The organism is Sporosarcina sp. FSL W7-1349, assembly GCF_038003045.1.
Taxonomy (GTDB): domain Bacteria; phylum Bacillota; class Bacilli; order Bacillales_A; family Planococcaceae; genus Sporosarcina.
In genome coordinates, this window is sequence record NZ_JBBOOK010000001.1 from 2,162,473 (window position 1) to 2,187,536 (window position 25,064).

The window sequence follows — 25,064 nt, forward strand, 5'->3', positions numbered from 1 at the left end:
TTTCTTCACCCCATAATATTTTGATAGGTTAATATCATGTCCTCTGTTGGTATTTGAGCGTAAATGCGGGTTGTATTCAAGTCTGAATGTCCCATCACGTCCGCAATGAATTGTAAGTCTGCACCTCTCGCCAGCATATTCGTCGCAAATGTATGCCGACACATATGAGGATGAAAGGATTGCATTAATCCGGCTTTCACTCCAACTTTTCGAAGGACTATCTGGATCCCCTGTACTTGAAGACCGTTACCGAACTTATTCATGAATAATGGATCTTCTTCATTCGCTGAACGACTATCCAAGTAGTTACGCAACACTAAACCACACTCCTCCGAAAAATAAACCTGCCGGATTTTTCGACCTTTTCCCAATACATCTACTTTTCGTTTTCTAAAATCGATATCCTGAACACGTAAACTTGCTACTTCTGATACGCGACACCCAGTTGATAATAGAAATAAAAGCAAGGCTCGATTACGAATGGATAAGTGTTCAGAAGTTACTTTCACACGTGCATATTCAAATTCATCCAAGTACTTTGGCAACGAATGAGGAATCTTAGGACGCCATCGTTTTTTCACGACGGTTCTCTCCATATACTCTTCCTCTAAACAAAAGGCAAAAAAAGAAGAGACTGCCGATAAATACAATTCAATCGTGCCCGCTTTCTTTCCTATCGAGAAATTAGTCAGCCATGTTCGAACTTGTTCAGTTGTAATGTCTCCTAAAGAAACCGAACAGTCCTTAAAGAATGACTCTACAATCCTTCGATATTTCTCTATAGTTGCTTCTGCTTTGTTCGCCAACTTCAAACTAAGTAAATACTCATTTAGTACTTGTCGGGTTTCGTCTAATAAATGGTCAGCCGTACTTATCCAGTACTTTTTTGATTCATCCAGTTTGTATCACCTCTCTTTACATCTCTAGGAATCTCTTGCTTTCAATATGGCCCATTGTTGTATTATTCATACTAACGATAATCTAAAATATTTATTGTAATAGATTCTGAATTGTGTGGTGTACAGGCACTTTTTCAGTTCTAAATGTTCACCTTTGTCTCATACATCTTCATTCTAAAACCCGCCAATCAAAAAAAGCCCTACCTCCGCAAAGGGGACTACCTTTCTTAGCCTGTACTATGTTGGTAATATGAGTGAACATGTTTGATAATCATTCATCCACTTATTTTTGCGAACTTCTAAGCCTGTAATATAAAATTTTACTTGAATTTAAATTCACATAACCCAGAAGCGCACACATTCAGAATTTCTTTCTCCCAACAATATTCATAAAGGGTGCGGAGTGCACTCCAAGCCCCAATCATTGTAGCTGCGCTGCACTGTTGCTGAGTATCTGTCATCCGTTGTTCGATTTCTTCCAGCGTAAGCTTGCAAAACGATTGGTCCATTTCCTTGAAGATTCTTTGTAAACAGCTTCGCATAGAAACAATCGTATTCTCTGACCTTCCTATGTTTTTCATATGAAGCAAAAACTGATTAAGGACCCGTTGATTGTCTTTGTTTGGAAGAATAATTTTCAACTCCCAGTAACGTTCCGTGCTGGATACGACCTGCAGATTCACGTCGAGCGGAAAGATCTCAAAGTGCCCTTCTTTAACACAATAATTATAGAAGGCGCGTATTGTCTTTAGATAATCTTTCACCGTCCGCTCTTTTTTATGCTTTCTTTGTTCTGTAAGCCACGCCTCGATTGCTTCTGCTTTCACGGATTTATAAGAAACTGGATGAGCTAAGAAAAAGGACTGCAAAGCAGCCCGGTAGAGCGTTAGAGTTTGTTGACTTTTATTCTTCTCTTTTAGGCTCCATAAAAATAAATTGAGGACGATGTGAGTGTCTTCCGACAGTCCTTCACAATTCACCTCCCAATATCCTGCCATCTCTACACCTCCTATTTCTTACTGTTGATACTTTGAATGAGTATAATAGCTTGTCGGTAACGACGGTTGGACAAGATCATCCGATATGAACACTTCTGGTTTATACTTTTCTACAAGTATGCTTGGATTTCTTTTTAGTACGTTTTCTTCTACACATTGCTGATAGAAGTGCTGGACAGCAAAAATTTTGGAATGAATCATGTACGGGGGTATTCCTTGTTCTTCCATCGAATTCAGCCACGCTTTAATATCAGGTTCTTCAATCTGATCAAACGGTTTTGCACAAAAAGAAAACAACTGGTTTAATACTCGTTCTGCATTCGATCGCGTGGTGTTGTCGCAAAAACAAACTGCTAGAATCTCTTTATTCATTGTTCATCACTCCATTTTCAAATTTTTGGGTTTGTACATGCTAGCTATGCTGGGTAAGGCCAAAATAGATTTAAGAAAATTCCTAAGGCGGGCTCTACTTGGAGTTGCTTCTAGTTTTTTACGAGGTACATGCCTTCCGCTCTATTGATATTGGTCATACGCACATTTTCTTTCGGGCATCATTCATGAGCCGTGTGTAAATACGTAGTGTTGAAATTCACATGCCCGAGCAAATCCTGTATTTGACTCGTCGGCATCTTTTTTGCTGCTAGATGTGCCGCGAACGTATGCCGCATGGTATGGGGGGTTACTTTAAAGCCCAACGTCTTCGAGTAGTTCCGAAAATTCTTTTGAACGCCGTCCTGATCCAACTGTTCACCTTTCTCATTGCAGAATAAATAGTCGCTTACGATTTTTCGTGTTGCCAGGTATGTTTTTAGTCGGACAGAACATTCATGCGTGAACAAAACGAACCGTTCTTTATTCCCTTTCGCTTCTCTTATCCAAATCTGATAGGTTTCCCATTTCACGTCCGTGAGCTTGATATTCAGCAATTCACTTATCCTGCATCCCGTTGCATTGGTATTGTCAATTCTTGCTTGGTTAAATAGGGAATTGTATTAATTTTTAGTGGTGTTTTTACTGGTTGTGTACCGAATTGATTTTCATTAACATCACTCTGAATTACATCTTTGCTCATTTCCATCACCTCATTGTTTTTTATTATTTTTGATATTGTCTCAACTGCGTTTTTTGAATCTCTCACCGCTAAAAACCTCCTTTTTTAGTATTCTTAATTCTTTCTAATGATAGCTTTGGCAATTACTTTATCAATTAAACATTTTAAAAAAATTCTAGATTAATAGCGGTAAAACAGAATTTACAAGTTACTTGCAAGGAAATTAACTTCATTTCGAATATCGATCGTTTACTTTATGAAGGTATAGTTGATGACAAAAAAGAGACACTAATTCATATGTGAATTGTGTCTCCGAATAGTTTGTAGTTTAATGTTTTCTTGTTAACTTGCCAGTATTACGTTTATATCCTTTATTGTCTGAAGCTCTGCGTCTTCATTACTTAACCCATGATTTATATAATATTTAACCCCTTCTGTAAGTGCTGAATTTAAGAAGTATTCCTTAGGGTTGCTATATAAGAGTTCCAATGAAATTTGATAAGAAATGGAATCCCGAATGATTTTAGAATCAATATTATAGTTAGCTCCTACACTTATTAAATAGTCTCTAACTTCTCCATATGGTAAAGAATACTCGTTAGTTGAATTTAAACGAGTTATTGGCCAATCAACAGTATTTGTAGTGTTTAAATCAAAGGTTTGTAGTTCATCCATTTCCAACTGGTTTTCAATTGAAAACTGTTCCACTCCAATTAGTTTATAAAATTTCCCGCCAAAGTTTCGAGCAATACTACGCTTAGTAGGGTCCTTTCTCGTTTCTCTTAATATATAAGCATAAGTTTCAATAATATTTGTATCTCCAAGTGCTTCTAGAGAGACCGGGTTAATACTATATATCACGTTATAGAGGTAATCCTCAAGTGTTAGTTCACCATATAAATCAAATTTTGTATTACTAATTGCCAATTCCTCATGATAACCTAAAGCCTTATAGAATTTTGTTCCTTCACTAATAGCAGTCCGCTCTTTTTGTTTATTTGATTCCGCTTTTTTTAACTCCATGGTATATCTTTTCAGTTGAGTAAGCTGTTTTTCATTTAGATTTTTGTCCGAAAGATTATAAAGTAAATACTTTTCCTTAAGGGCAATATCTTTATCATTATTAAATATGAATCTAGGATATTTCTGTTTAGGCGGCAGCAAAGAAACCCCTAAATTACTAAAATTATCAGTAAGGTAATTATTCGGATGCGTTCTAAAATGTGGTCTCACATAAGTTCCATCTTTTCGATAGTACCCCTTCACGTAGACAAGCTTGTCTGCATCAGTTGTTCCGACAGAGTTCTTACCTTTGTATAGATTAATAATTTTTGATGAACCATAATCATAATTATTATTTGTATAGGTAGGGATAGGTGATTTTGTTTCTGAAGGACTACTTGTTGTCCCACATCCTCTGTAATATCCACTGACTCTTGTCCCGTTCTTTTTTGTGTAGCCTTTTACATAAGTACACTTGGCCTCAGTATTATCTGGAAGTATTAATATCATCGGTATTGATAATAAAATGGCAGAAATCCAAATCAGTACATTCTTTTTGAACAATTTATTCATAAGCATTCAATTCCTCCTGTGGAAATTGCAAATTTAGGGCGAATGTGTTCGCCCCTCCCATTCTATTTCTTGTTCTTCAGTTTTTCCAATAGGCTACTAACCTTTTCTTTCATGTCTTGCGTCTCCTGTTTTAACACTTCGACGATCATATTGTTTTCTACCAAAACAATGTCGCCTTCAGCAAGCTGGCCATTATATTTACTAACCTCGACCAATAACTCTTTGTTTTCATCAGGGTATTCCAAGAATACATACATGTTATTTTCGATTCGATCAAGAGTAAATTTTCTCATCGTTCACAACCCCACCCATCTTTATCGCGATCATGTTTAGATGCATATGCCGGATGAGTGCTTTTCACACCGTATGGATAATACTTTCGAAGCTCCGTACAGTTTTTATAGACTGTTGGCGCTCCTGGAATAACGTATGTTCCAGATGACAAGTCGCTGCTTGATTTCGGTTTATCTGTTGGCTTAGGAGCAGGTTTAGATGCTGCAGCTGGTTTAGGTGCCGTTTTGCCACAGCTATTTGCTACTGAATGTTTTATACCATCAGTCGTGACAGTGATATCACAATGTACAGCAGTCTTGTAAATCTTGGCTCCAATTTTATTGAGCCTTCCTTCAACAGCTGAATTTGGATGGCCATAGCTGTTATTTTTGCCATATGACAATACACCGACTTTAGGTGATACATTGCTGATAAATGCCGCAGAACTGCTTGTATTTGATCCGTGATGGCCGTTTTTGAGGACGGTCGCCGTAACATCGTATTTACCACGAATGTAGTCCTCGATTGCAGTATCCGCATCTCCCATAAGCAGGAATGATACTTTGTTGTAAGTCACTTTCAATACGATTGATGCGTCGTTACTATCCTTTGCATTTTCATCGGCATATAATACTCGAATAATCATATGAGGATCCAGTGCAATCTTATCTAACACTTGTGCTACGTTAAATTTAATTTCTTTCTTGTCGATCAACGACAGTAATTCGTAATATGTTTGTGATGTATGCACATAGCCGGAATCCACAAAGTTTATGACGTTAAACGTATTCAAAACCTCAATCAATCCGCCAATGTGGTCGGCATCTGGATGCGTCGCTACTACGTAGTCCAGCTTTTTAACTCCCTTAGCTTTAAGGAAATCAACGACATGCTTACCTGCTGACTTAGGTCCACCGTCCACTAGCATATTCTTACCGTTGGGAGACTGAATAAATATCGCATCACCCTGCCCTACGTCGATGAAATGTACCTTTAGTTCTTTCGATGCTGCGTCAGTGGATGCTGGTAAAAGACCGATTGCCAATGCAATGACCATTAATATTGAGAATACCTTTTTCAAACCCCTACCCCCATTCTCTTTACCTATTATTTTAGACTTGGTAGGTTACTATGTCTACATTGGACTGGATATCTATGCCAATTTAATTGGAGGAACACATTATCCGTTCATTTATTCAGATTATTCAGCAAGTATTATTGTAATAAAAGTGCGTAATGGTAAAATTGTTTCATAGGACTTTTATAGGGAGGAGATAAAATGGTAAGTTTGTCTAGCTGTAGACGTTGCCGAACCTATTAATAAATAAGTGAACGGACGGCGTTTGATGATACCTAGTGAGTACGATGACACACTCTTTCGAAAAATAAGTTTGTCTAGGTTTATTTCCTTTTCCGACAACATCCGTTGTAACTGGCATTCTGTATAAAATAAAAAAATACGGTTGCCCGATTCCTTTTTGATAACTGCTCCAAACTAAACAGTATGCGTGCAATGATGATTGGTTGGCATGAAAACCATGACCGGATCATTAAGCAACCCAAACAAGCCCTATAACCGGTTATAGGGCTTGTTTGGGTTTAGCTATAGATTTAATAAAGTTGTTGAAATTAAAAAGTCCCCTAGTCAACCGTTCAATTAGAGAACTCCTTCCTCCACCGATTTATCTGCGCTGGTACCTAGCACCTAGAGTTTATAAACTTTATTAAAAAAGAAAAGCCCGCAGAGATTTCTCTCCACGGAGCCTTTCTTCAGTCGCATACAAGTTGTCTGAATTGATTCAGAACCTTGCATCCGAACTGTAGGTACTCAACTTAGTTACTATTAACTGTCAATCCAGCAACTGGAATAACGTAACCATCAACTGAAATACCTTTTCCATTTTCAACTGTGATAGCTGTACCGTTGTTTACAGTTGTATTAGCTGGTAATGTCAGAACTACAACGTTATTATCTGTTCCAGCTTTAATAGTTGCTCTAGTAGCAGTTACATCTGTACCAGCAATATCAATCGTAACAGAAGATCCTAGAGTAACATTATGAGTGAATGTAAGCTCTAACTGATCAGCAGTTGCTGCTGCTGCAGCTTGACCACCAGAAAATGCAAACGCTGCAGTAACTACTGCTAGATCTGTTGCATTTACATTAGCATCCAATGCAACAGTTACATCTAGTTCATCCTCAATTGCATCTTTAATGTTAGCAAGTGTAGTAGTGATTGTTCCATCATTTGCACTAACATTTGCAAGTTCAATTGTTAATTTAGCAGCTTGAGTGCTTGTAGCAGGCGTTAAAGTAGTTTCGATTGCTTGATTGTTTTTATTATCAACAAATTCGATCTCTACGCCATTTAACTCTGTTCCAGCATTTTCTGCAGTTACTGTCAATACGTTTGCTACTGCTGCTGTAGCTTGTGCTCCTGGATCTGCTGGAGTAGCAGCTGTGTAAGTTGCACTATTTAAACCTAAAGCAAAGTTAGTATTAAAGTAGTTTGCTAGTGAAGCTGCAGTTACAGGGCTCGTTTGTACTAATCCAAGGACACCAGTTTGAGCAGTTCCTTTATCAGCCGCGATTAAAGATGTATAAGGTGCATAGTTAGCCAATGCTGTTGCTACTTCTTGTACAGTTGTAGCAGCATTTACTGCATCCACTACTGAAGGAGTTGTTCCTCCACCTGTACTTGAACCAATAGCTAAGATTGTGAATGTAATCTCACCACTAGAGTTTTTGAAGTATTGAACTGTGTTAGCATTTTTGTTAGCATCAATTAGATCTTCAAATTGTGTTGCGCCGATTTCAACGTTCTTACCGCTTCTTTGATCATAATATTTTACTTTTTTATCATCAAATTCCGCTTTGTAATTAATTTCTTTTTTACCTGCAAATGTGAATTTCTTTTTATCTTTATCAAATTCAGCAATAGTTCCTTGGAATGAGTTTCCTACTTCTCCAGCTGATCTGAAGCTTGCTTTCGCAACTTTACTTTCTGAAAGACGTGCAGTTTTCCACTCATTATTGTGATCTTGATATTCGGCTTGACCGTATGATTTTACATCTACAGATGCAGATTCTCCTCTAGATGCTACATAAAGTTTAGCGCTGTTAGAATTTACTGTTGCAGGCGTAAATGTTTCACCACGACGAGTAGAGATTACAGTTGCTTCATCGTAGTTACCGACATCATCAGCATCCGTCCAAACATAAACATCTTCGTTTCCTGTGTTTGTTACTTGGAAAGTAGCTTTGAAGTTACGAACTGAATCAGAATATTTCTTGCCGCTTTGGTTTGCTACTGTGTAATCAAAGTATACAACATCGTTTCCATCTTGTGTACGATTGTCTTTGATTTCAGCACCAGTACCGTTGTTATAAACTTTTAATCTGCTACCTTCTACTTTTTCTTCAGCAAAGTATGTGATACCAGCAACTTTGTTTGGTTCTCCATCTTCAAGAGTACCTTCTTTATTGTTAGCAGAGTTAATGTCAAGCCATACTACTGGAGTTGCATAGTCTTTCGTATTACCAGCAGCAGTTGCGATTTGGAATTCCCCTTCACCTTTCGAGTCAAGTTTAAGGGTAATTTGTTGGTCTCTAGAACCAGCTACAAACGATCTGTCACCTTTAAGGTCTGCATCTTCAACAAATACTGCATTTGTTTTTGTAGCGATCACATTATCCAGAATTTCATCAAATGCTACGTTGACAACTTCTCCAGCTGCTGCTTTACCATCTTCGTCTTTAACGACAACTTTATAAACACGTCCGTTACCTAGACCCGTTGCAGCTTCTTCTCCGCCATCACGAGTTAACTCGATTGCATATTTTGATTGGATAGCACCGAATGTTACTTCTTTTGCACGAACTTGTAATTCTGTACGTTCCAATTTATTTTTCTCAGTAGCTGTTGTTCCTGAATTGTCAATAAATGCAACAAGTGTTGCTTTATCGTTCGTACCAGAAACAGTTACTGTTGCTTCACCTTTCGAGTCAGTTTCAACTGTTACTTCTTGAACTCTACCGTTGTTCAATTGGTAAGGAGTTACTCCATTTACAGTTGCATCTGAAAGTTCATTCACATTAACATCAACGTTTTCAACAAATGTTAAATGTACAGTTTCGTTTTCAACTGGTTTTCCAGTCTTAGGATTTTTATAAGTGATTTTATAAACTTTGTTTTCACCATTGTTTAGTTTGTCACCTTTTTTATCGTCCTCTTCAAGAGTTAGGATTGTGTCTACACCCCACCAGATTGTCGCAAAATCACGAACTGCCGGTGCGCCTGTTGGATAAACAGCTACTTCATCCGCATATCCAGCGTTATATTGAGTGTAAGAATACGTAGCAATACCATCAGCATTAGTAAATGCTTCTGCAACGATATCTTGGTTCAAGCTGTTGTTTGCAGCGTCGATATTGAAAGTAACAGGTACTCCTGCTTCTTTCGTACCGATATCAGCTGAAAGGATTACTTGTTTACCAACTACGCCTTGTGCTGATGTAGTGTTCAAATCGATTTTTGTAGGAATTACAGCAGAAACCCCTTCAAATGAACCGATTTCTTCATTATTTAGAGAAACCGTGTATTTCTCTCCACCTTTTTGAACGGCAGTCGTCAATACAACAGTTTTGTTATCAGTTTGTTTCACAGCTGCATTGGAAACTGTCAAGCCTTCGATTGTGAAGTTTAGAGAGTTTACGTTTTCAACCGCATCTTTGAAAGTCACTTCAACCGTAGTAGCGTTAACCGCCTTAACATTTGCAGTTCCTACTACGCCAGAACCTACTTCAGAGTAGTCTGTTTCGATCGCTTTGTTCAAGAAAGAAGCGAATTGTGCACGTGTAGTTGTCCCTTTAGGGTTGAACTGAGGTGCTTCTGGGTTTGTGATATCGAAGTAGTCTAGTACATCGATTGCTGGACGTGCTTCTGCTTTTGCTGACGCACGGTCAGTAACATCTTTATTGAAGTCTTGAGCTGCCACGTATGTAGCAAGGTCAATGTCGTGTACGCGGTCGAATGCACGTACTACAACAATCGCCATGTTTTCACGAGTGATGTTTCCTGCTGGATCTAGTTTGCCATCTGGAGTTCCGATGAATAGGCCGTTGTCTTTAACAAGTGCGGCATATTGTAGAAGCTCGTCGTTTGATGCAGATGTCAGATCAGCGAAACGTGGGTTCGTTTTGTAGTCTGTTGGCACAGCGTAGCCTTCAGCTTTCAACCATTTACCCATCATTTTGACAACGTCAGAACGTGTCAAAGTTTTGTTTGGTTGGAACGAGCCATCCGGATATCCGGAGATAACACCTTTTGCTACTAGTGCGTCGATGGACGCTTTATGTGAGTTACCTGCACTCACATCAGAGAATTCTGCCGCGCTTACTACCGGTGCTACTGCGGATGCTACTAGAGCAGCTGATGCAGCGCCGACTACGAACTTACGGTACTTCGTTGGTTGGTTAGCCATTGAATAATTTCCTCCTCTTGAATCGAAATTAATTTGTCATCTATCTCCACGGCAAAATGAAAGATAGAAGCCATTACACACTAAAGTATAGACAGTGACGACAAGGATGTCAATTACAAATCAGAAAGTTTGCGAGTTTCATAAACGAAACTGGACAAACTCTTCTTGTCGCTCCTATTATTCTATCGTATTTGAAATATATATCAAGCTTTTTACTGAATTTGGTTTGATGTCATCAAATTGAAACATTTCTTGTTGTTTATATAAAGGAGTGGAGTTGGGGCGAGATATTTGAAACTTGACGGGAAACCAAGCATCCGTTGAACTGGAAACGGACTTAGCAGGAAACTAGAATCTCACTTTTGACTGGCGTGAAAATGGCATCCTTAAAAAAAGCCAACAAAAAAACTCGGGCAGATGGGAACTGTCCGAGTTTTTTTGTGCGGTCAACCAACCGTTTCGTCCTGCGTGGCGTTTTGTTATATGATATGAGGAAATTATCCTTACACTTTCGTATTCTATCATCAAGTTTACTAGATTACAAGTGGGTAAGCTTTATTTTCGGGCTAATATTTCCAACAAAAATTTCGGAAGGTTCATTTGTCTCTTGATGCGGCTTGGTTCTTTCAGCAGGCGGTAGAGCCATTCCGCTCCGAATTTCTGGAAGATGGCCGGTGCGCGTTTGATGTTGCCTGCGAGGACATCGAATGATCCGCCGACGCCTTGGTAGAGGATCGGATGGAGATTGTCTCGGTGCTGCTCGATCCATAGTTCTTGCTTGGGCGATCCCATGGCGACGAATAGGATGTCCGGTTGGGCGGCGTTGATCGTATCGATGACTTTTTGCGTATTTTGCTCATAGCCATCCTGTGTGCCGGCGACTTGTAGAGTTGGATACGTTTCTATTAATTTGCGTGCTGCTTGTTCGGCAACGCCCGGTTTGGCGCCATATAGAAAAATAGATTTACCGGTCCGGGCCGCCTCGCGAACGATGCGGTCCATCATGTCGACACCGGTAACGCGAGATTTGATGTTCCCTTTTTGCAGCTTTGACGCGAGAATGACGCCAATCCCGTCCGGAATTTGGAATTCCGCACGGTTCAGGAGCGCCTTCAGTTCAGGATCGTCTTTCGCTTTCATAAGCTTTTCCGGATTGATAGCGACGACAAGCGATTTCTTCTTGTCGTCGATGTTCCGGAACAGTTTCGGGATGAGTTCATCGTAATTTTCGCTGTTCACCTGAACGCCTAAAATCGTTTCCTTCATATAATAGGAAGTCCTTTGACGGGTGCTGTTTTATGTTTGCCATCGCCGAGCTTGAAGAATTCGAAACCGGCCTCTTCCCATTTGTCGCGGTTGAGAGCGTTTTTCGTGTCCAAGATTAGTGGTTTCGGCGATTTTGTTTGGACGGTTTGCGGATTGAGTGTCTTGAACTCCGTGTGGTCCGTCGTCAATAGGATGAGGTCGGCCTGGCTTGTCGCCTCGTCTAATGTGATTGTTTGCGTCGGGTGCTGCAATTGCTTAATATGCGGGTCGAATGACACAACGTCGACGCTGAGCTTTTGCAATTCCTCAATCACTTTCGTGGACGGGCTTTCGCGCATATCATCCACATCGCCTTTGAACGCAAGTCCGAGCACGGCAACTCTGCCATTTTCGATGCCGTGTTCTTTTAACAGGCTTTGTGCTTTTTCTGCCGTGAACTTCGGCATGCCGTCGTTCGTCAGGCGGGATTTCTTGATGATTTTTGATTCATCCGGGTTTAATTCGACCAAGAACCATGGATCGACTGCGATACAATGTCCTCCTACCCCAGGTCCCGGCGTATGGATGTTGACGCGCGGGTGGAAGTTGGCAAAACGGATTGCTTCCCAAATATCGACATCAATCGACTCCGCAATTTTCGCGAGTTCGTTGGCGAATGCAATATTGACGTCGCGGTAGGTGTTCTCCATCACTTTGACAAGTTCCGCAGTCGTCGCGTCTGTCAGGTGGATTTCCCCTTGAACGAATGTCTGGTACAGTTCTTTCGTCATTTCAGACGATTCCGGCGTAATGCCGCCGACGATGCGGTCGTTGTTGATAAGCTCTTCAAAGATTTTCCCCGGGATGACGCGCTCCGGTGAGTGGGCGACGAATAGATCTTCGCCTAGTGTCAGATTAGATCGGCGAAGTTCTGGCAGCATGATGTTTTCAACCGTTTTTGGTGGAACTGTTGATTCTAAAATGACGAGTGCCCCTTTTTTCAAGTACGGGACAATCGACGCGGTTGCTTGCCGGATATATTCCAAATTCGCGGTATTATCCGGGTTGATTGGCGACGGAACGGCCACAATATAGACATCCGCTTCGACTGGTTCCGTGGATACTGTGAATTTCCCTTCGTCGATGGCGCGTTCGAGACGTTCTTGGAGACCGTTCTCTTCTATATGGAGTTGTTTGTTGGAAATCAGGGAGACTGCTCTTTCATTTATATCGACGCCATGGACTTGGACGCCGCTGTTGGCGAACATGACCGCTGTAGGCAATCCGATATAACCGAGTCCGATGACGCAAAGTTTCTTATCCATCATTTTCTTTCCTCTCTGTTAAAGGCTTAAAACATCTATACATTATAGCACAGTTGAAATGGCTATGCATGCCCATGAATCACTTGTCGGGCTGGACCATGATCGGCGTATAGGTCCCTTGCTTTACTGTGCGCCCTTTGTCGTTTTGCATACCTGGATGGATGACGAGTAAATAGGATCCGCCCGGTTGCAGTTGCTTCTTCGGGATGATATCGAGTGTATTCTTGCCGTTCGGTTTAGTTGTGATCGGCACTGCGACACCGCCCAATTTCACCAATTCCACTTTAGTGGACGTTTGACTGCCCGAAAAGTTCATCGGTTGTGTGAAATGGAGATGAAACGTTTTGTTCGCAGGCACGAGTTGCGGGCCGGGAACCTGTTTATAGTGTTGATTGGCAAAACGGGTGTTCAGGAGTCGTTGGTGCATCGTAGTCAGCTCTTGACCTGGGCTTGTCTTGATTGTCGGGATGACGCCTTTTTGATGGACGACTGTCCCTTTTGGCCCAGTAAAATGCCCGGTTGTCAATTTGAGCGCACTGCCGTCATCGAATTCGAAGAACGACTGGATGCTCCCCTTACCTTTCGTCTCCTCCCCAACAATGACGCTGGCATCCTGGTCTTTCAGCGCGACCGCGACAATTTCAGAAGCGGACGCGGAATAGCGGTTGACGAGGACGTAGGTTTGTTGCGGGAATTTGACAGCTGCCGGAACTGGTTTGAATAGTTGGCTGCCGTCGCGCGTTTTTAATTGATAAGCGTTGGTGGCTCCTTTGAAGAAACCGAGCAGTTGTTCCGCGCTATCGACATAGCCGCCGCCGTTGTATCGTAAATCGATGATCAGTTCCGTCGCCCCGGCTTTTTTTAGCTTATTCCAATGGGCGGTGACCTCCTTGCCGAGATTGGTCGGGAAGGTCGGGATTTTGATATACCCCGTATTGCCGTACATCATATGGGAGGTGATTTTCGGGTTGGCGTTGGCGACATGCGGGACTGGCGCCTCCCCCACTGCTGCGATATATGTAATATACTCCTCCGGCGTGAGATAACGGGAATATTCATCGAGCGCATTGACCACTTCATCCACGGTTTTCATAGAATGCAAGGTTTTCGGGATGTCCCCGTAGTAATAGGTTTCGACAAAGTATTTGACGTCATCGAGTTTCGAAGCCTCGGTGACGGCGGGCGTGAGTAGAAATAGTGTGATGAGTGCAAGGATTGTTAGATGGATCCGTTTCAAGGTGATCTCCCCCTTTCGCTAGTGTGGCAGCTCTTAGTATGACTATACCCCAAATCGGATGGGAAGAGGCGGGATTAGGAGAATTTTTTTGTTGGTGTTGGTGATGTTGTGAGGTTGGGGCATAGCGTTTTGAGGTTTGATGGAAATGTTGCGAGGTTCGAGTGATTCGTTGGGAAGTCTTTGAATAACATTGAAAAGTTCGGGCTTTACTTTTTGCAAGGTACGGCAAAAGCGATGCGAGGCTCACGCGGTTTGTTGCTAAGTCGGTTGCAAACGTTTTGAAGTTCGAGTGATTCGTTGAGTAGTCGTTGAAAAACATTGCGAGGTTTGGAGGCTATATTTCGAAGTGGAGGAAGAGCGTTTAGAGGTTGAATCGTTATGTTGGAAGGTACGTCCAAAGCATTTCAAAATTCAATTGGAATGTTGTGAGTTTCACTCAAAGGTAAAAAGAGGAAGCAACTCCGGAATGGATTTCGGAGTTGCTTCCTCTCTCTTAAAGGGCCGTGAGGCTCGGGGGTTGATTTGACCTGGATTATTTTCTTGAGAATTGGTGGACCCAGTAGGTGGTGCCTTGGGCGTTGGTGGCGTAGCCGGAGCCGATGTGGGTGAATTTGGCGTCCAGGATGTTGGCGCGGTGGCCGGTCGAGTTCATCCAGCCATTGACGACATCGGCGGGTGATGTGTAGCCCATGGCGATGTTTTCCCCGTAAGCTGTCCACTTGTATTTGAAGCGGTCGAGCATGTCCTCAACGGATCCGTAGGTTGGCGAAGTGTGGCTGAAATAATTGTTTTTCGCCATGTCTTCGGCTTTGGCCTGCGCAATTTTAGATAGCTCTGGATCATGCGTCAATGCTTTTAGGCCCTGTTTGGCTCGTTGTTCGTTGACCAGCCCGATTGTTTTCGTTGCGTTGTCGGCTGGTTGGGCGACAGGCGGTTGGGTGATCGGCTTGGACGTTTCGACATACAGTTTCTGTGCTTGGTCGTAATGGATGAGGCCCTTTTCACGCTTGGCGTCGAACTCCATTGCCCGTTGGATGAATGCCGCCATATGGGCGCGCGACAATTGGTCATTCGGTTTAAAAGTGCCTCCCGGCGGTGTCGTCGTGATCTCGAGCTCGGCGATGGTCGTGATGTACCCGTAGTACTGGCTCTGCTTCGTCACGTCTCGGAACCGAATGAAGTCATTGTCGTCCACGGTGATTTCGTAGCCGAGCGTCAAGATTTTCGCCATCTGGCCGCGAGTCAATGGATCATTGGGCCGGAACTTATCAGCATCGTTGAAAATGCCCCGCTCGGTCAACGCTCTAATGTAGTCATATGAACCATGCGCTGGGCTGACGTCCTGGAATCGCGGTTTGAAATTCGTGGACGGGGTGGCTCCGATCGCGAGCGCCACAATTTTTGCCGCCTGTGCCCGGGTGATCGGCTCGTTCAAACGATATGTGCCATCCGGGTACCCATTGATGAGCCCCCGCTCCGAAATTTCATGGATGGCCTCAAACGCCCAATGACTCCGCGGCACATCCGAAAACGAGGCTGCTTGGGTGAATGTCGGTGAGACTGCTAGAGTGAGAGAAAGCATGACAGTGGTGAGTAGTTTTTTCATGAATTCTGCCTCCTTTTCTAGTAGTATACTATTTTTTCGAGAGTATTGTGGGGTGGGGACGTTGGGAGGTTTAGGAGGATATGTTTCGAGGTTGGAGAGGAATGTTGGCAGGGCTTGAGCTTGAGTGTTGTGAAGTTGGACGGGAGCGTTGTGAGGTGTAGCCGGAGCGTTGCGAAGTTTGGGGGGATTGTTTCGAGGTGCAATGGGAACGTTGTGATGTTCGTGTAAATCATTGCGAGGTAAGTCCAAATTGTTTCGTGGAATGGTATAAACGTTGCAAGGCTGAGACTGAGCGTTGTGATGTTCTAAAAAATAGGAAAGAGGAAACCCGAAGGTTGGCCTATGATTGGGAATAATAGAGATGAAAAAAGAAGCGAACCGGTTAGGTTGGCTTCTTTTGATTTTTCCGCAATGGCAAGTTGTAGTCCCAAGTATAGACGGTGCTCGGCGGTTTGCCGGTCCGGTTGAGACGAAGCTGGCTGAACACAATGCTGGCGGCGGAGGCGGAGTTTAATTCCAAAAAGTATTTCAATTGTCTATTCCGTAATGTGGGACTGATGAGCAAATACCAGTCTGCGACGGCTTGTTCGAGGGCGGAATCGCCGGGCTGGCCGCAGATTTCGCATAACCAGGTGCGACCCATTTTCCGCGTCACTTCCCCGTTGCATTCGAGACAAAGGACGCCCTTCTTTAATTCTCTCGGGGCGATATTAAATCGTTCACAAGCGGTCTTCCGTTTCCATCTGATCTGGCTACGGAACAGGGTTTCGGCAATGGTTTCCATTTGCGATTCAGTCAGCTTGTCCCCTTCTTGATTCAGCAAATTTCGGATATGGCGGGGCAGCTGTTTTGCATATTTGAGTGTCATGGATTCAGGAAATTCCTGAATTTCCACGTTCGGGTTTGCCATGATCAGGATTGGTTCGATGGGTAAACGGAACTGTTTTTGCTTGAACCACATTTCGAGACCAGCTTTTGCACGGTCCAGTTGATGTAAGATACAGTCAAACTTCTCAACTTCGCCGTCTGCGGAGATTTTTATAGTTTTACCAGACTGTTCATCAAATTGAACAGTTCCCGCGTAATGTTTGATTTCCAGCAGGATAGCTCGGGATGGCGTCAGGATGAGGGTGTCTAGTTGGATGAGGTACTCGGGGTTTACTTCTAATGTGAGATCGCGCAGGATTTTTGTTCCTGGTGGGAAGGCGACTTCACTTAGGATCCGGTCGACGATGAGTTCGCCGGAATAGCCAGCTCTGGTTTGGTAGAGATTGGTTGTCAGGGATTTGTGTTGTTGATGGTGTTCAGACAATCGAACGAGTAAGCGTTGCAATTGGAGCAGGTCTTCTGGCGGTTTGCGAGTTGTTTGTATAGGGACTCCCTCCTCTTTTCTGAATATTTATATTTTAATAGATTTATGCTGGAAAAGCAAGAAGTTTGGAGGAGTTTTCTGACTTGTTTAGTGGTTTTTTTACATATTTTGATACGGCCCAATATTATCTTATAACGTTTCTATCGGACCTCGAAATGTTTACGGACCGCCTCGCAACATTTCTATCAAACTTCGAAACGTTCCTGAACTACCTCATAACATTTCCATCGTACCTCGAAATGTTTACGGGCCACATCGTAACATTTCTACCAAACTTCGAAACGAACCCGATCTACCGCAAACGTTTTCACAAAACTTCGAAACGAATCCTGCTCGCCTCACAACATTTCCACTGAACTTCAAAACATCCCTCCGCAAAGAAAAACCGAATTACCCCCATACCTTGGGTTAATTCGGCTCGATTAATTCTTTTTTCGCTTTTCTTTTTTTCCATAAGTCCTCGGCAGCTCCAGAGCCCAAGATGACTCCCGTGATGATCAGGACTAGCCCGATCAAGTGGCGGACGGTGATGAGTTCGCCTAGGAAAAGGGCGGAGCCGAGCAGGGAGAATAGGGTGTTCAGGTTGATAAAAATGGCGGCTTTGGAGGGGCCGACTTGGCCGACGGAATAGTTATAGAGCATATGTCCGACAGCGGTTCCAAGAATGGCACTGGTCACGAGGCCGAGCCAGAAAACTGGCGGAACGGTGGCGAATACGCGAATTTCTCCGGGCTCTTGGATCAGGCTGATGAGGAAGAGCATCAGGCTTCCAAAAAAGAGCATGTACGCGGTGAGCAGGCGCGGGTCCAGTGTTTTCGCAGCTTTGGCGATGACTAGGAATGAGAGCACCTGGGTTAGGATCGCTATGAAAATGAAAGTATCACCTAGCGCGAGGCCGCTCATGCCGCCGCTCGCGAGGACGACGGAGCTGACACCGGCGAGGCCTGAGAGAAGGCCGAGCCATTGGATCTTCGATGGATAGTTTCGTAGAATGACTGCGACAGAAATGGCGGTCAGGATCGGGCCTGTCCCGAGTATGAGTCCGGCGTTGGTCCCGGTTGTGCGGACGAGGCCGATGTTTAGGAAATAGTGATGCAAGACGACGTTTAACAGAGAGCCAAGCAGGACGAATTTCCATTCGGCACGCGTCGGCAGTCGGACGATTCGGAAGGCCGACAGAATGATGAAGACGGTGATGGCGGCCAGGAAGATTCGTAGACTCGTCATCGTGACCGGGCTAACGACGGTGACGAGGTATTTGAGGAGCGGCAGGTTGAATCCCCAGATGACCATGGCAATGGTGAGCAGGCTGTATATTTTCCACATGGGGGCTGCCCCCTTTCCAGTTTTGTTGTTCTATTGGTTGATTATACAGGAAAGGTTAAGTACTGGGGTGTAGTATTTGCTTATGTGGTGGTTGGGTCGGGCTTTAGCCTAGGATTTCAGGTACTGCTACCGTTCGCGGAGTGCGTCGAATGTTGTACGCCCTGGCAGTCCGGGAGCAAGAAACGAACATTCATCTTTTTGAGAATTTTTCTCAAATCCATTGATAATTTTAATGTTTTCTGGGTAATATGGGTGGAAAGGGGTGAAATAATGTTAATTCAATTTAATTTTGATAATTTTAAGAGCTTTTTCCATGAGACCTCTCTGGATATGACTGCCACATCGCTTAAAGAGCACCCATATAACCTCATTAATATCGAAAATGCAAAATTCAAAGAGAGTTATATTAAGGTTGCTGCAATTTATGGCGCTAATGCAAGTGGAAAAAGTAGCGTGATTGATGCTTTTAAATTTATGAGTTATTTTGTTCGAAGTTCCTTTAAATTTGCATCAGAATCTAAAAAAATACCTTTCAAGAATTTTGCCTTCACTGATGAAAATAAAGACTCCACTTTTGAGGTTTTCTTTCGAAAGAACAACAACGAGTATCAATATGGATTTACCACAAATCGAGAGTCCATCTCGGAAGAATGGCTTTATAAACGTGACTTTAGATCCAAATATAAATTCCGACCTGTTTTTGAGCGTCAAGGTGACCATTTTTCCATCACAGAAATGAAGAATGCAAAAAATTTCACTGATATGGTACAGGAGAACACTTTGTTCCTCTCGATTTTGTCCAATACGAGGATACCTATCATTAGGGAAGTCTTCGAATGGTTTTCCGAAAACGTGATTATTGATTTTGGGGATGCTTCCTTTGAACATATGTTGACGTGGACTCTTCCAGCTGAAATAGAAGAGCCATCTTATTTATCCGAAGTCTGTCAATTCTTGAATGCAATAGGAGTCCCTATAGACAAACTTGAATACGAAAAATTCCGAGAGGACGATACAGAAAAATACAGGTTATTTTCTGTATACTATTACAAGGAAAGAAAGATCAGGTTCCCGTTTTATGAGGAATCTAGCGGGACGATAAAAATGTTTACCTTGTTCCTTCACATCAAGGAAGTTCTGCGAGAGGGCTCTGTTATTTGGATTGATGAATTGGATGCGAAGCTACACCCTCTACTGCTACGATATGTTATTACAATGTTTCACGATGAAGAAACTAATCCTAATAATGCGCAACTAATCTATACAACCCATGATAATTACACACTAACTAAAGACATATTTAGACGTGACCAGATTTGGTTTGTGGAGAAACAATCCGATTTGACAGCAGAGCTCTATTCATTGGCTGAATATAGACTTGATGATGAAAAAAAAGTTCGAAATGATGCTAGCTACAATAAAGATTATTTATTAGGGAGATATGGTGGTGTTCCGGTTTTAAAGGAGTTTGATTTGTGGGGTCAGAAAAATGAGTAGGAATGAGAGGGCCGGTCGCAAAAGACAACGTAAAGTAAATTCGCGTATGCCATCTTTTCCAAGGATGCTTCTGATTACGGAGGGGATGAATACAGAAAAAGATTATTTTTCCTCCATCAAAGACCATATCCAAGAACGGTTCAAGAGTAATTTGATCATCGACAAAATTGATATTGACCTTGAGGGAACTGGCCGTGGAACGATGGAAGTCGTTAAGTATGCGCTTAAAGCGAAAAACCGAAATACGTACAGTGATGTTTGGGTGGTATTTGATCGGGATGATTTCACCGATTTCGACGAGGCCATTCAAAGGGCATCAGATGAGGGGCTTTCGGTTGCATGGTCAAATCGAAGCTTCGAACTTTGGTTTCTTCTTCATTTTCAGAATGTAACTTCGCCAATGGACAATCGAATGTTGACCGATCGTCTATCTTCTCATTTACAACAGCATGGCATTATTGATAAAGCATATTCTAAGAGTCATAAAGTTTTATATAATGACTTAAAATCATTTCTCTCTGACGCGCTTGTGAGATGCGAAAAGTTAATGGAACAGTACGAGAAGGATAGAATTATAGTGCCATCTAAAATGGATCCTGCCACGACAGTTCATCAGTTAATTAAAAAATTGCTCCCTTATATTGACTGATTCATTGAAAATGAAGAGTATGTTATTACAAAAGTAACGGAGGAATCAAGAATTCATCCGTTATTTTGTTGTGAACGATATGCCATGAAGCGCTATAATACCTCGAACCTCGAAACGCTTCCATCATACTTCACGACATTCCCACGCTACTTCGAAACATTTTCACCAAACCTCACAACGTATTCATACTACTTAAAAACGTTCCCCTCTAACCTCACAACACCAGAAACCATTACCAACGCAAAAAACCGCCCCTAGGCGGTTTTTTTACAACTGAACATCCTTATGAAAATTCTGCACCACATGATGATCTGGTTCATATTTCTTGATCACATACCCCTGCCCTTGAAGCCACTCAATAATAGCGGGTAGGGCTTTGGCGGATTGGCTGCGGTCGTGCATCAGGATGATGATGTCGCGGTCGCCGGATTTGTAGGCTTTTTCGACACCCGTTTGGACGTTTTTGACGATGACGTCGGTTTGTTTGTCGGTGTATTTCCAGTCGTTTGAGTCGACGTCCCAGTCCCACATTTTGTAGCCGTGTTTGATGAGTTCCGTGCGCATGGCCAGGGTGACGTGTGGTTTGCTGCCGTATGGGACGCGGATAAGTTTGGCTTGGTGGCCGGTCATCTTCTTAATAAGATGAGATCCTTCGTTCATTTCTGCCATGAAGCTTTTGGTTGATTTGTAGACTTTGGTTTTGTCATGGGTCATGCTGTGCGTGCCGATGTAATGGGCACCTGCCGCAGTCGCTTTGACGATTTTTTCGTTGTTTTTCATATGTTTGCCGAGGAAGAAGAAGGTTCCTTGGACGTTGTATTTTTCGAGTGTTGCGGTGTTGAGGGTCGTGTATTGGTTCGGTCCGTCGTCGAAGGTCAGGTAGACGTTCGCTTTTGCAGCCGGTTTTTGATTCAACCAAGATTGGATTTGTTTTTCGTAGTCCGTGTGGGACATGTGTGGGTAGTCGTCCCGGTAGATGCGGAGCGTTTTCCATTTCGGGAAGTACTCGATTTTGAAGCCGAGCTCTTTGGCAATATAGGTGACGGTGATGTACAACTTGCCGTCGACTTCGGTGATCGGTGCTCCTTTTTGCTCTACTCCGTCCTTCGTCGTCCGCTTCGTCTTGTACTCGTAACTGATATCGATGCCCCGTTTGCGGATATGCATGGCGCCGCCCTCTTCGGAAAGTGGCAAATACAAGTACTTTGCGATATCCGTCAGCGGGACTTTCGTATTGTTGTCGATGACGCGTACGTCTTCGATCGGCAGAAGCCGATCATGCAGTCCGACATGGCGGTCTTGTTTCGTTTCTGCCGCCTCGCCTGTCATTGTCCCGAACACGAAATTGATGACGAAGGCGAAACAGATGGCCCACATTTTTTCTTTCATTCCCTAGCCCTCATTTCCCATTCTTTTCTTCCATCATAGCATTCTGGCAGGACTGGTAGAATGGGATTTGAGAACTTTTTTAGACAGTTCGGCTATAGCAATATTGATAGATGGCGGCCGTCGCCAGGCAATCTCCGATGGCGTCGTGTGCGTCATGTTCCAGTTGGAGGAATTGGGTCAGCGTCGTCAGTTTATGATTCGGTGTTTGCGTGATTGTCTTCCGGGCAAGTTTGACCGTGTCGATCACTCTGTACTGCGGGATTTCGACACCCTCGATGCTGTCGAGCGCGTACAGGAAGCCCATATCGAACGAAGCATTATGAGCGACGATCGGCAAGTCTTCTATAAATTCCAATAAATCCGGGACCTTCTTTTCAATTGTCGGGGCGGATGCCACCTTTTCATTGGAAATGCCTGTTAAATTGGTGATGAAATCGGAAATATGGCGCTGCGGGTTGATGAAGGTATTGAGCATGTCGACTTGTTCGTGGTCCTTATATTTGATGGCCCCGATCTGGATGATCCGGTCGGCTCCCGCTCGCAGGCCCGTTGTTTCGAAATCAAGGACGACATAATCTTTTGCCAAAACGGGCGAGTTCGTATATTTTTTATCCCTCGCCGCTCTCCTGGCCCCCCAGTTTTGCTGTAATGGCTTTTTTTCTAATAAATCAATGGCACGTCGGCTTGCTTTGGTCATCATTTCACATCCTTTTGCTGGAAAATACTCTCGTTGCTAACTGGTATTCTTCCTATTACCCTCTTATCCTTCTTCTTACCCCAAAAAAGAGAAAGAAAATCCCCGCACGAGGCAGGGATTTACCGTTTGAGAATCATATACTCGACATAATTCCGCCAGCCGAATGCTTTCCATTCTGATTTGGTTGGGAAATCGGACGGCATCGGCAGGAAGATACGCGGTTCGCCCTCGTACTTCCGGAGTGGCTCGGCGGACACGACGACATCCCCTATTTGGAGACCTTGCGTCACGACGGCATTGTTTTTCCAACTGAACGGTGTCGTGACTTCCACTTTTGTAGCGAAGCCTTCCTTGTCAATCACCCAGGTGGCCGCTTGGTCGTTCAGCTTGTCCACGAGCCATCTATCTTTCACGGCGATGGAATCCGGTGCTTCATTTACTAGGACGATTGCATTCATATTGACCCCGAACGGCGTCGATTCCAAATCCGTTTCGGCCAAAATCCGCACTTCGTAGTAAGCGAGCGGATTTTTCACTTCTTTGGGATCGAGTGCTTGGTAGGCATCCAGCCAACGATCCGGATTGGCTGGCGTTTGCGCTACGGATAGGACGTTGCCAACCACCGCAGTTCCGAGGTCGCCTCCTTGGAGCATCACCCGGTCGCCCTGCTCGATCCGTTTCCATTCCTGATTAGTTGCATAGGTGACGACCACTTTTTGTGAGCTGTAAATATCGACCGCAATTGTGGAACCGGTCCGAATCACATGGGAGACGACCCCTTCCACCGGGCTGACTAGCGCTGGATGGGACGGATTTTGCGCAAGCTGCGTCTCCACGACGACAAGTTGCCTTTCGATATCCGCCAATTCCTGATCCGCCGCGGCGATGGCTTGTGCGTAAGAGCCGTCCTGTTTGACATCGACTTGCACATCGACATTCCAACCTACTTCGACACTTGCGTCCTCATTGCCCTCCCGGGTGCTGTCCGATCTGCGGACATTGGACGAGCTGTCGGATTGTGCCGAATCACGTTCCGATTCGAGTGAATTCATTAAGCTAAGTACGGCTGCCTTTTGCGTCATGAGCGCTTCCCGTTCTGCTTCCCAGACAACGCGCTGACCTTCCGCCCGGACAGTTTGCAATGTTGCAATTTCATCGCCCGGATAGACATAGTCGCCTTCCTTCACTTCCCATGTGTCAACCACTTCGTCATCGCTGACATAGACGGTGTACACTTCCGCAGGAGCGACCAGTCCCTCCTTCGCCAGTTTCTCACTATGCTCCCCGCTCGTCATTCGTTCGGATTGGCTGACGTAGATCGTTTTCGGAATGACACTTTTCGAGGAATAGAGCAAATACAGATTGCATGCCAAAAATGCACTGACGGCGATTGCGACGAAAAAATTCATCGTTCTGTTCATTCAACGACACCCCTTCCCACAAGCGAGTGGAACCACTCCTCGTACGGGATGAAACCGACTGCCGCCGTTAAGAGCGCCATCGCTACATGAAGCCCGATGAGGACAGGCAGCATCCGATACCAACCGTTGTCGCTCGGGTAAGCACGGATGAAACGATATTGGATCCCGATGATCAACGCGCCCATCACGGTCAATTGATTTAGGAAAAAGATAATGTACCAGTTGTCGAGAAAGGTGTTCGCGAGCGGGCCGAAAGATAGGAACGATACCGCCGCTGTCTCGCCTTTCAATGCGAAGATGGAGAAGACGAGCAATTTCTCAATCAACAAAATGCCTGTTGCCAGCAATTGCAGGGGCAACAGCTGTTTGAAGGGGATCGAGGTGATCCGGTGTAATATGTATGCGACTCCCCAATAGTGGAAGGCCATGTACAGGATGGCCCAGAGCAGGATGCCGATCAGCGAGGCATAACGGGCCACTGTATAATCGGCGGTCGTCATGGTCGAGAGCAGCGCTGTCAGTTTTTCCGTGTTCATTCCCCATACTTCCCGCGTCGCAAACAGCAACACGCCGAGTACAAAGACCGCCACAACCCGTTTCCGATATCCGCGCATCGTGGAAGTTTGCAACTGCTCCGCCAATTGATGCGGGCTAGCCAGGTATCGCCAAAATCTGTAGTCAAAGAACATGCCATGATCCCTTCCTGCTGCCAATGGGCTGAAATAAGTGTGTTCGCTTCAAATTTTCCATTACTGTCATTCTAGCAAAATACGCGGGATTTGCAATGTTTGACGGTCGGAAGGCGTGCTGGTGGTTATAGGGATTTTGGGTCAATTTTTCTTATATTGGAGGGGATGGGATGGTTTTGGAGTAACTATTCCGGAAGGAGCGAATCGTTTGAATTTTTGTGCTCGACTTGTTTATCATCCGAGTTAGTTGGCTATCCTATTTGTAGAACACGATTCCCGGGAAATCCCCCCCTTTATTTCCCGGGAAATCGACAAAGGGGCGATTTCTTAT

The 25,064-nt window shown here is 43.9% G+C and carries 21 protein-coding genes; 2 read left to right on the forward strand and 19 right to left on the reverse strand.

From position 1 onward, the window contains the following. Positions 1-5: 5 nt before the first annotated feature. The 15 genes from MKY41_RS10515 to MKY41_RS10585 form a co-directional block, all read right to left on the reverse strand. Complete coding sequence (locus MKY41_RS10515) at positions 6-899, reverse strand: tyrosine-type recombinase/integrase (protein WP_340745681.1); 894 nt, start codon at positions 897-899, stop codon at positions 6-8. Positions 900-1,219: 320 nt separating this feature from the next. Beyond that, a complete protein-coding gene (locus MKY41_RS10520) occupies positions 1,220-1,897 on the reverse strand; it encodes a site-specific integrase (protein ID WP_340744965.1) in 678 nt (225 codons plus the stop codon). Positions 1,898-1,915: 18 nt separating this feature from the next. Beyond that, positions 1,916-2,269: a hypothetical protein gene (locus MKY41_RS10525; protein ID WP_340744966.1), complete on the reverse strand. Its 354-nt coding sequence runs from the start codon at positions 2,267-2,269 to the stop codon at positions 1,916-1,918. Positions 2,270-2,448: 179 nt separating this feature from the next. After that, a complete protein-coding gene (locus MKY41_RS10530; protein WP_340744967.1) occupies positions 2,449-2,823 on the reverse strand; it encodes a tyrosine-type recombinase/integrase in 375 nt (124 codons plus the stop codon). A 5-nt stretch (positions 2,824-2,828) separates the two neighbouring features. Then, complete coding sequence (locus MKY41_RS10535; RefSeq protein ID WP_340744968.1) at positions 2,829-3,035, reverse strand: hypothetical protein; 207 nt, start codon at positions 3,033-3,035, stop codon at positions 2,829-2,831. A gap of 255 nt (positions 3,036-3,290) precedes the next feature. Beyond that, positions 3,291-4,529 carry a hypothetical protein gene (locus tag MKY41_RS10540; RefSeq protein ID WP_340744969.1) on the reverse strand — a complete coding sequence of 413 codons (1,239 nt, stop codon included), beginning with the start codon at positions 4,527-4,529 and terminating at the stop codon, positions 3,291-3,293. Between the two features lie 56 nt (positions 4,530-4,585). Continuing rightward, positions 4,586-4,816, reverse strand: coding sequence for a DUF3006 family protein (locus tag MKY41_RS10545; RefSeq protein WP_340744970.1), 231 nt, complete (start codon positions 4,814-4,816; stop codon positions 4,586-4,588). Beyond that, the gene (locus MKY41_RS10550) at positions 4,813-5,877 is read right to left on the reverse strand and encodes an MBL fold metallo-hydrolase (protein WP_340744971.1); all 1,065 of its coding nucleotides are present in this window, start codon (positions 5,875-5,877) and stop codon (positions 4,813-4,815) included. The genes MKY41_RS10545 and MKY41_RS10550 overlap by 4 nt, the downstream gene beginning before the upstream one ends. 752 nt (positions 5,878-6,629) lie before the next feature. Next, the gene (locus MKY41_RS10555; protein ID WP_340744972.1) at positions 6,630-10,280 is read right to left on the reverse strand and encodes an S-layer homology domain-containing protein; all 3,651 of its coding nucleotides are present in this window, start codon (positions 10,278-10,280) and stop codon (positions 6,630-6,632) included. Positions 10,281-10,835: 555 nt separating this feature from the next. Beyond that, complete coding sequence (locus tag MKY41_RS10560) at positions 10,836-11,546, reverse strand: WecB/TagA/CpsF family glycosyltransferase (protein ID WP_340744973.1); 711 nt, start codon at positions 11,544-11,546, stop codon at positions 10,836-10,838. Further along, positions 11,543-12,850, reverse strand: a complete 1,308-nt coding sequence (locus MKY41_RS10565) for a nucleotide sugar dehydrogenase (protein ID WP_340745682.1) — start codon at positions 12,848-12,850, stop codon at positions 11,543-11,545. The genes MKY41_RS10560 and MKY41_RS10565 overlap by 4 nt, the downstream gene beginning before the upstream one ends. A 79-nt stretch (positions 12,851-12,929) precedes the next feature. Beyond that, on the reverse strand, positions 12,930-14,087 hold the full coding sequence (locus MKY41_RS10570) for a S41 family peptidase (protein WP_340744974.1): 1,158 nt from the start codon (positions 14,085-14,087) through the stop codon (positions 12,930-12,932). A gap of 532 nt (positions 14,088-14,619) precedes the next feature. After that, positions 14,620-15,693 carry a CAP and S-layer homology domain-containing protein gene (locus tag MKY41_RS10575; protein ID WP_340744975.1) on the reverse strand — a complete coding sequence of 358 codons (1,074 nt, stop codon included), beginning with the start codon at positions 15,691-15,693 and terminating at the stop codon, positions 14,620-14,622. 382 nt (positions 15,694-16,075) lie between these two features. Further along, a complete protein-coding gene (locus MKY41_RS10580) occupies positions 16,076-17,026 on the reverse strand; it encodes a nuclease-related domain-containing protein (RefSeq protein ID WP_340744976.1) in 951 nt (316 codons plus the stop codon). Between the two features lie 447 nt (positions 17,027-17,473). Beyond that, entirely contained in the window at positions 17,474-18,391 is a 918-nt protein-coding gene (locus tag MKY41_RS10585) for a DMT family transporter (protein ID WP_340744977.1), read from the reverse strand. Between the two features lie 270 nt (positions 18,392-18,661). Here MKY41_RS10585 and MKY41_RS10590 point away from each other — a divergent pair, with 270 nt between their 5' ends. Together MKY41_RS10590 and MKY41_RS10595 are read left to right on the forward strand one after the other, a co-directional pair. Then, positions 18,662-19,888, forward strand: coding sequence for an AAA family ATPase (locus MKY41_RS10590; RefSeq protein ID WP_340744978.1), 1,227 nt, complete (start codon positions 18,662-18,664; stop codon positions 19,886-19,888). A gap of 64 nt (positions 19,889-19,952) precedes the next feature. Continuing rightward, the gene (locus MKY41_RS10595) at positions 19,953-20,537 is read left to right on the forward strand and encodes an RloB family protein (protein ID WP_340745683.1); all 585 of its coding nucleotides are present in this window, start codon (positions 19,953-19,955) and stop codon (positions 20,535-20,537) included. A gap of 267 nt (positions 20,538-20,804) precedes the next feature. Here MKY41_RS10595 and MKY41_RS10600 read toward each other — a convergent pair whose 3' ends face one another. The 4 genes from MKY41_RS10600 to MKY41_RS10615 form a co-directional block, all read right to left on the reverse strand. Next, positions 20,805-21,926, reverse strand: coding sequence for a polysaccharide deacetylase family protein (locus tag MKY41_RS10600; RefSeq protein ID WP_340744979.1), 1,122 nt, complete (start codon positions 21,924-21,926; stop codon positions 20,805-20,807). Positions 21,927-22,005: 79 nt separating this feature from the next. Next, positions 22,006-22,623 carry a 3'-5' exonuclease gene (locus MKY41_RS10605; protein WP_340744980.1) on the reverse strand — a complete coding sequence of 206 codons (618 nt, stop codon included), beginning with the start codon at positions 22,621-22,623 and terminating at the stop codon, positions 22,006-22,008. Positions 22,624-22,742: 119 nt separating this feature from the next. Then, positions 22,743-24,044, reverse strand: coding sequence for an efflux RND transporter periplasmic adaptor subunit (locus MKY41_RS10610; protein WP_340744981.1), 1,302 nt, complete (start codon positions 24,042-24,044; stop codon positions 22,743-22,745). Continuing rightward, complete coding sequence (locus tag MKY41_RS10615) at positions 24,041-24,733, reverse strand: hypothetical protein (protein WP_340744982.1); 693 nt, start codon at positions 24,731-24,733, stop codon at positions 24,041-24,043. The genes MKY41_RS10610 and MKY41_RS10615 overlap by 4 nt, the downstream gene beginning before the upstream one ends. Between the last annotated feature and the right edge of the window lie 331 nt (positions 24,734-25,064).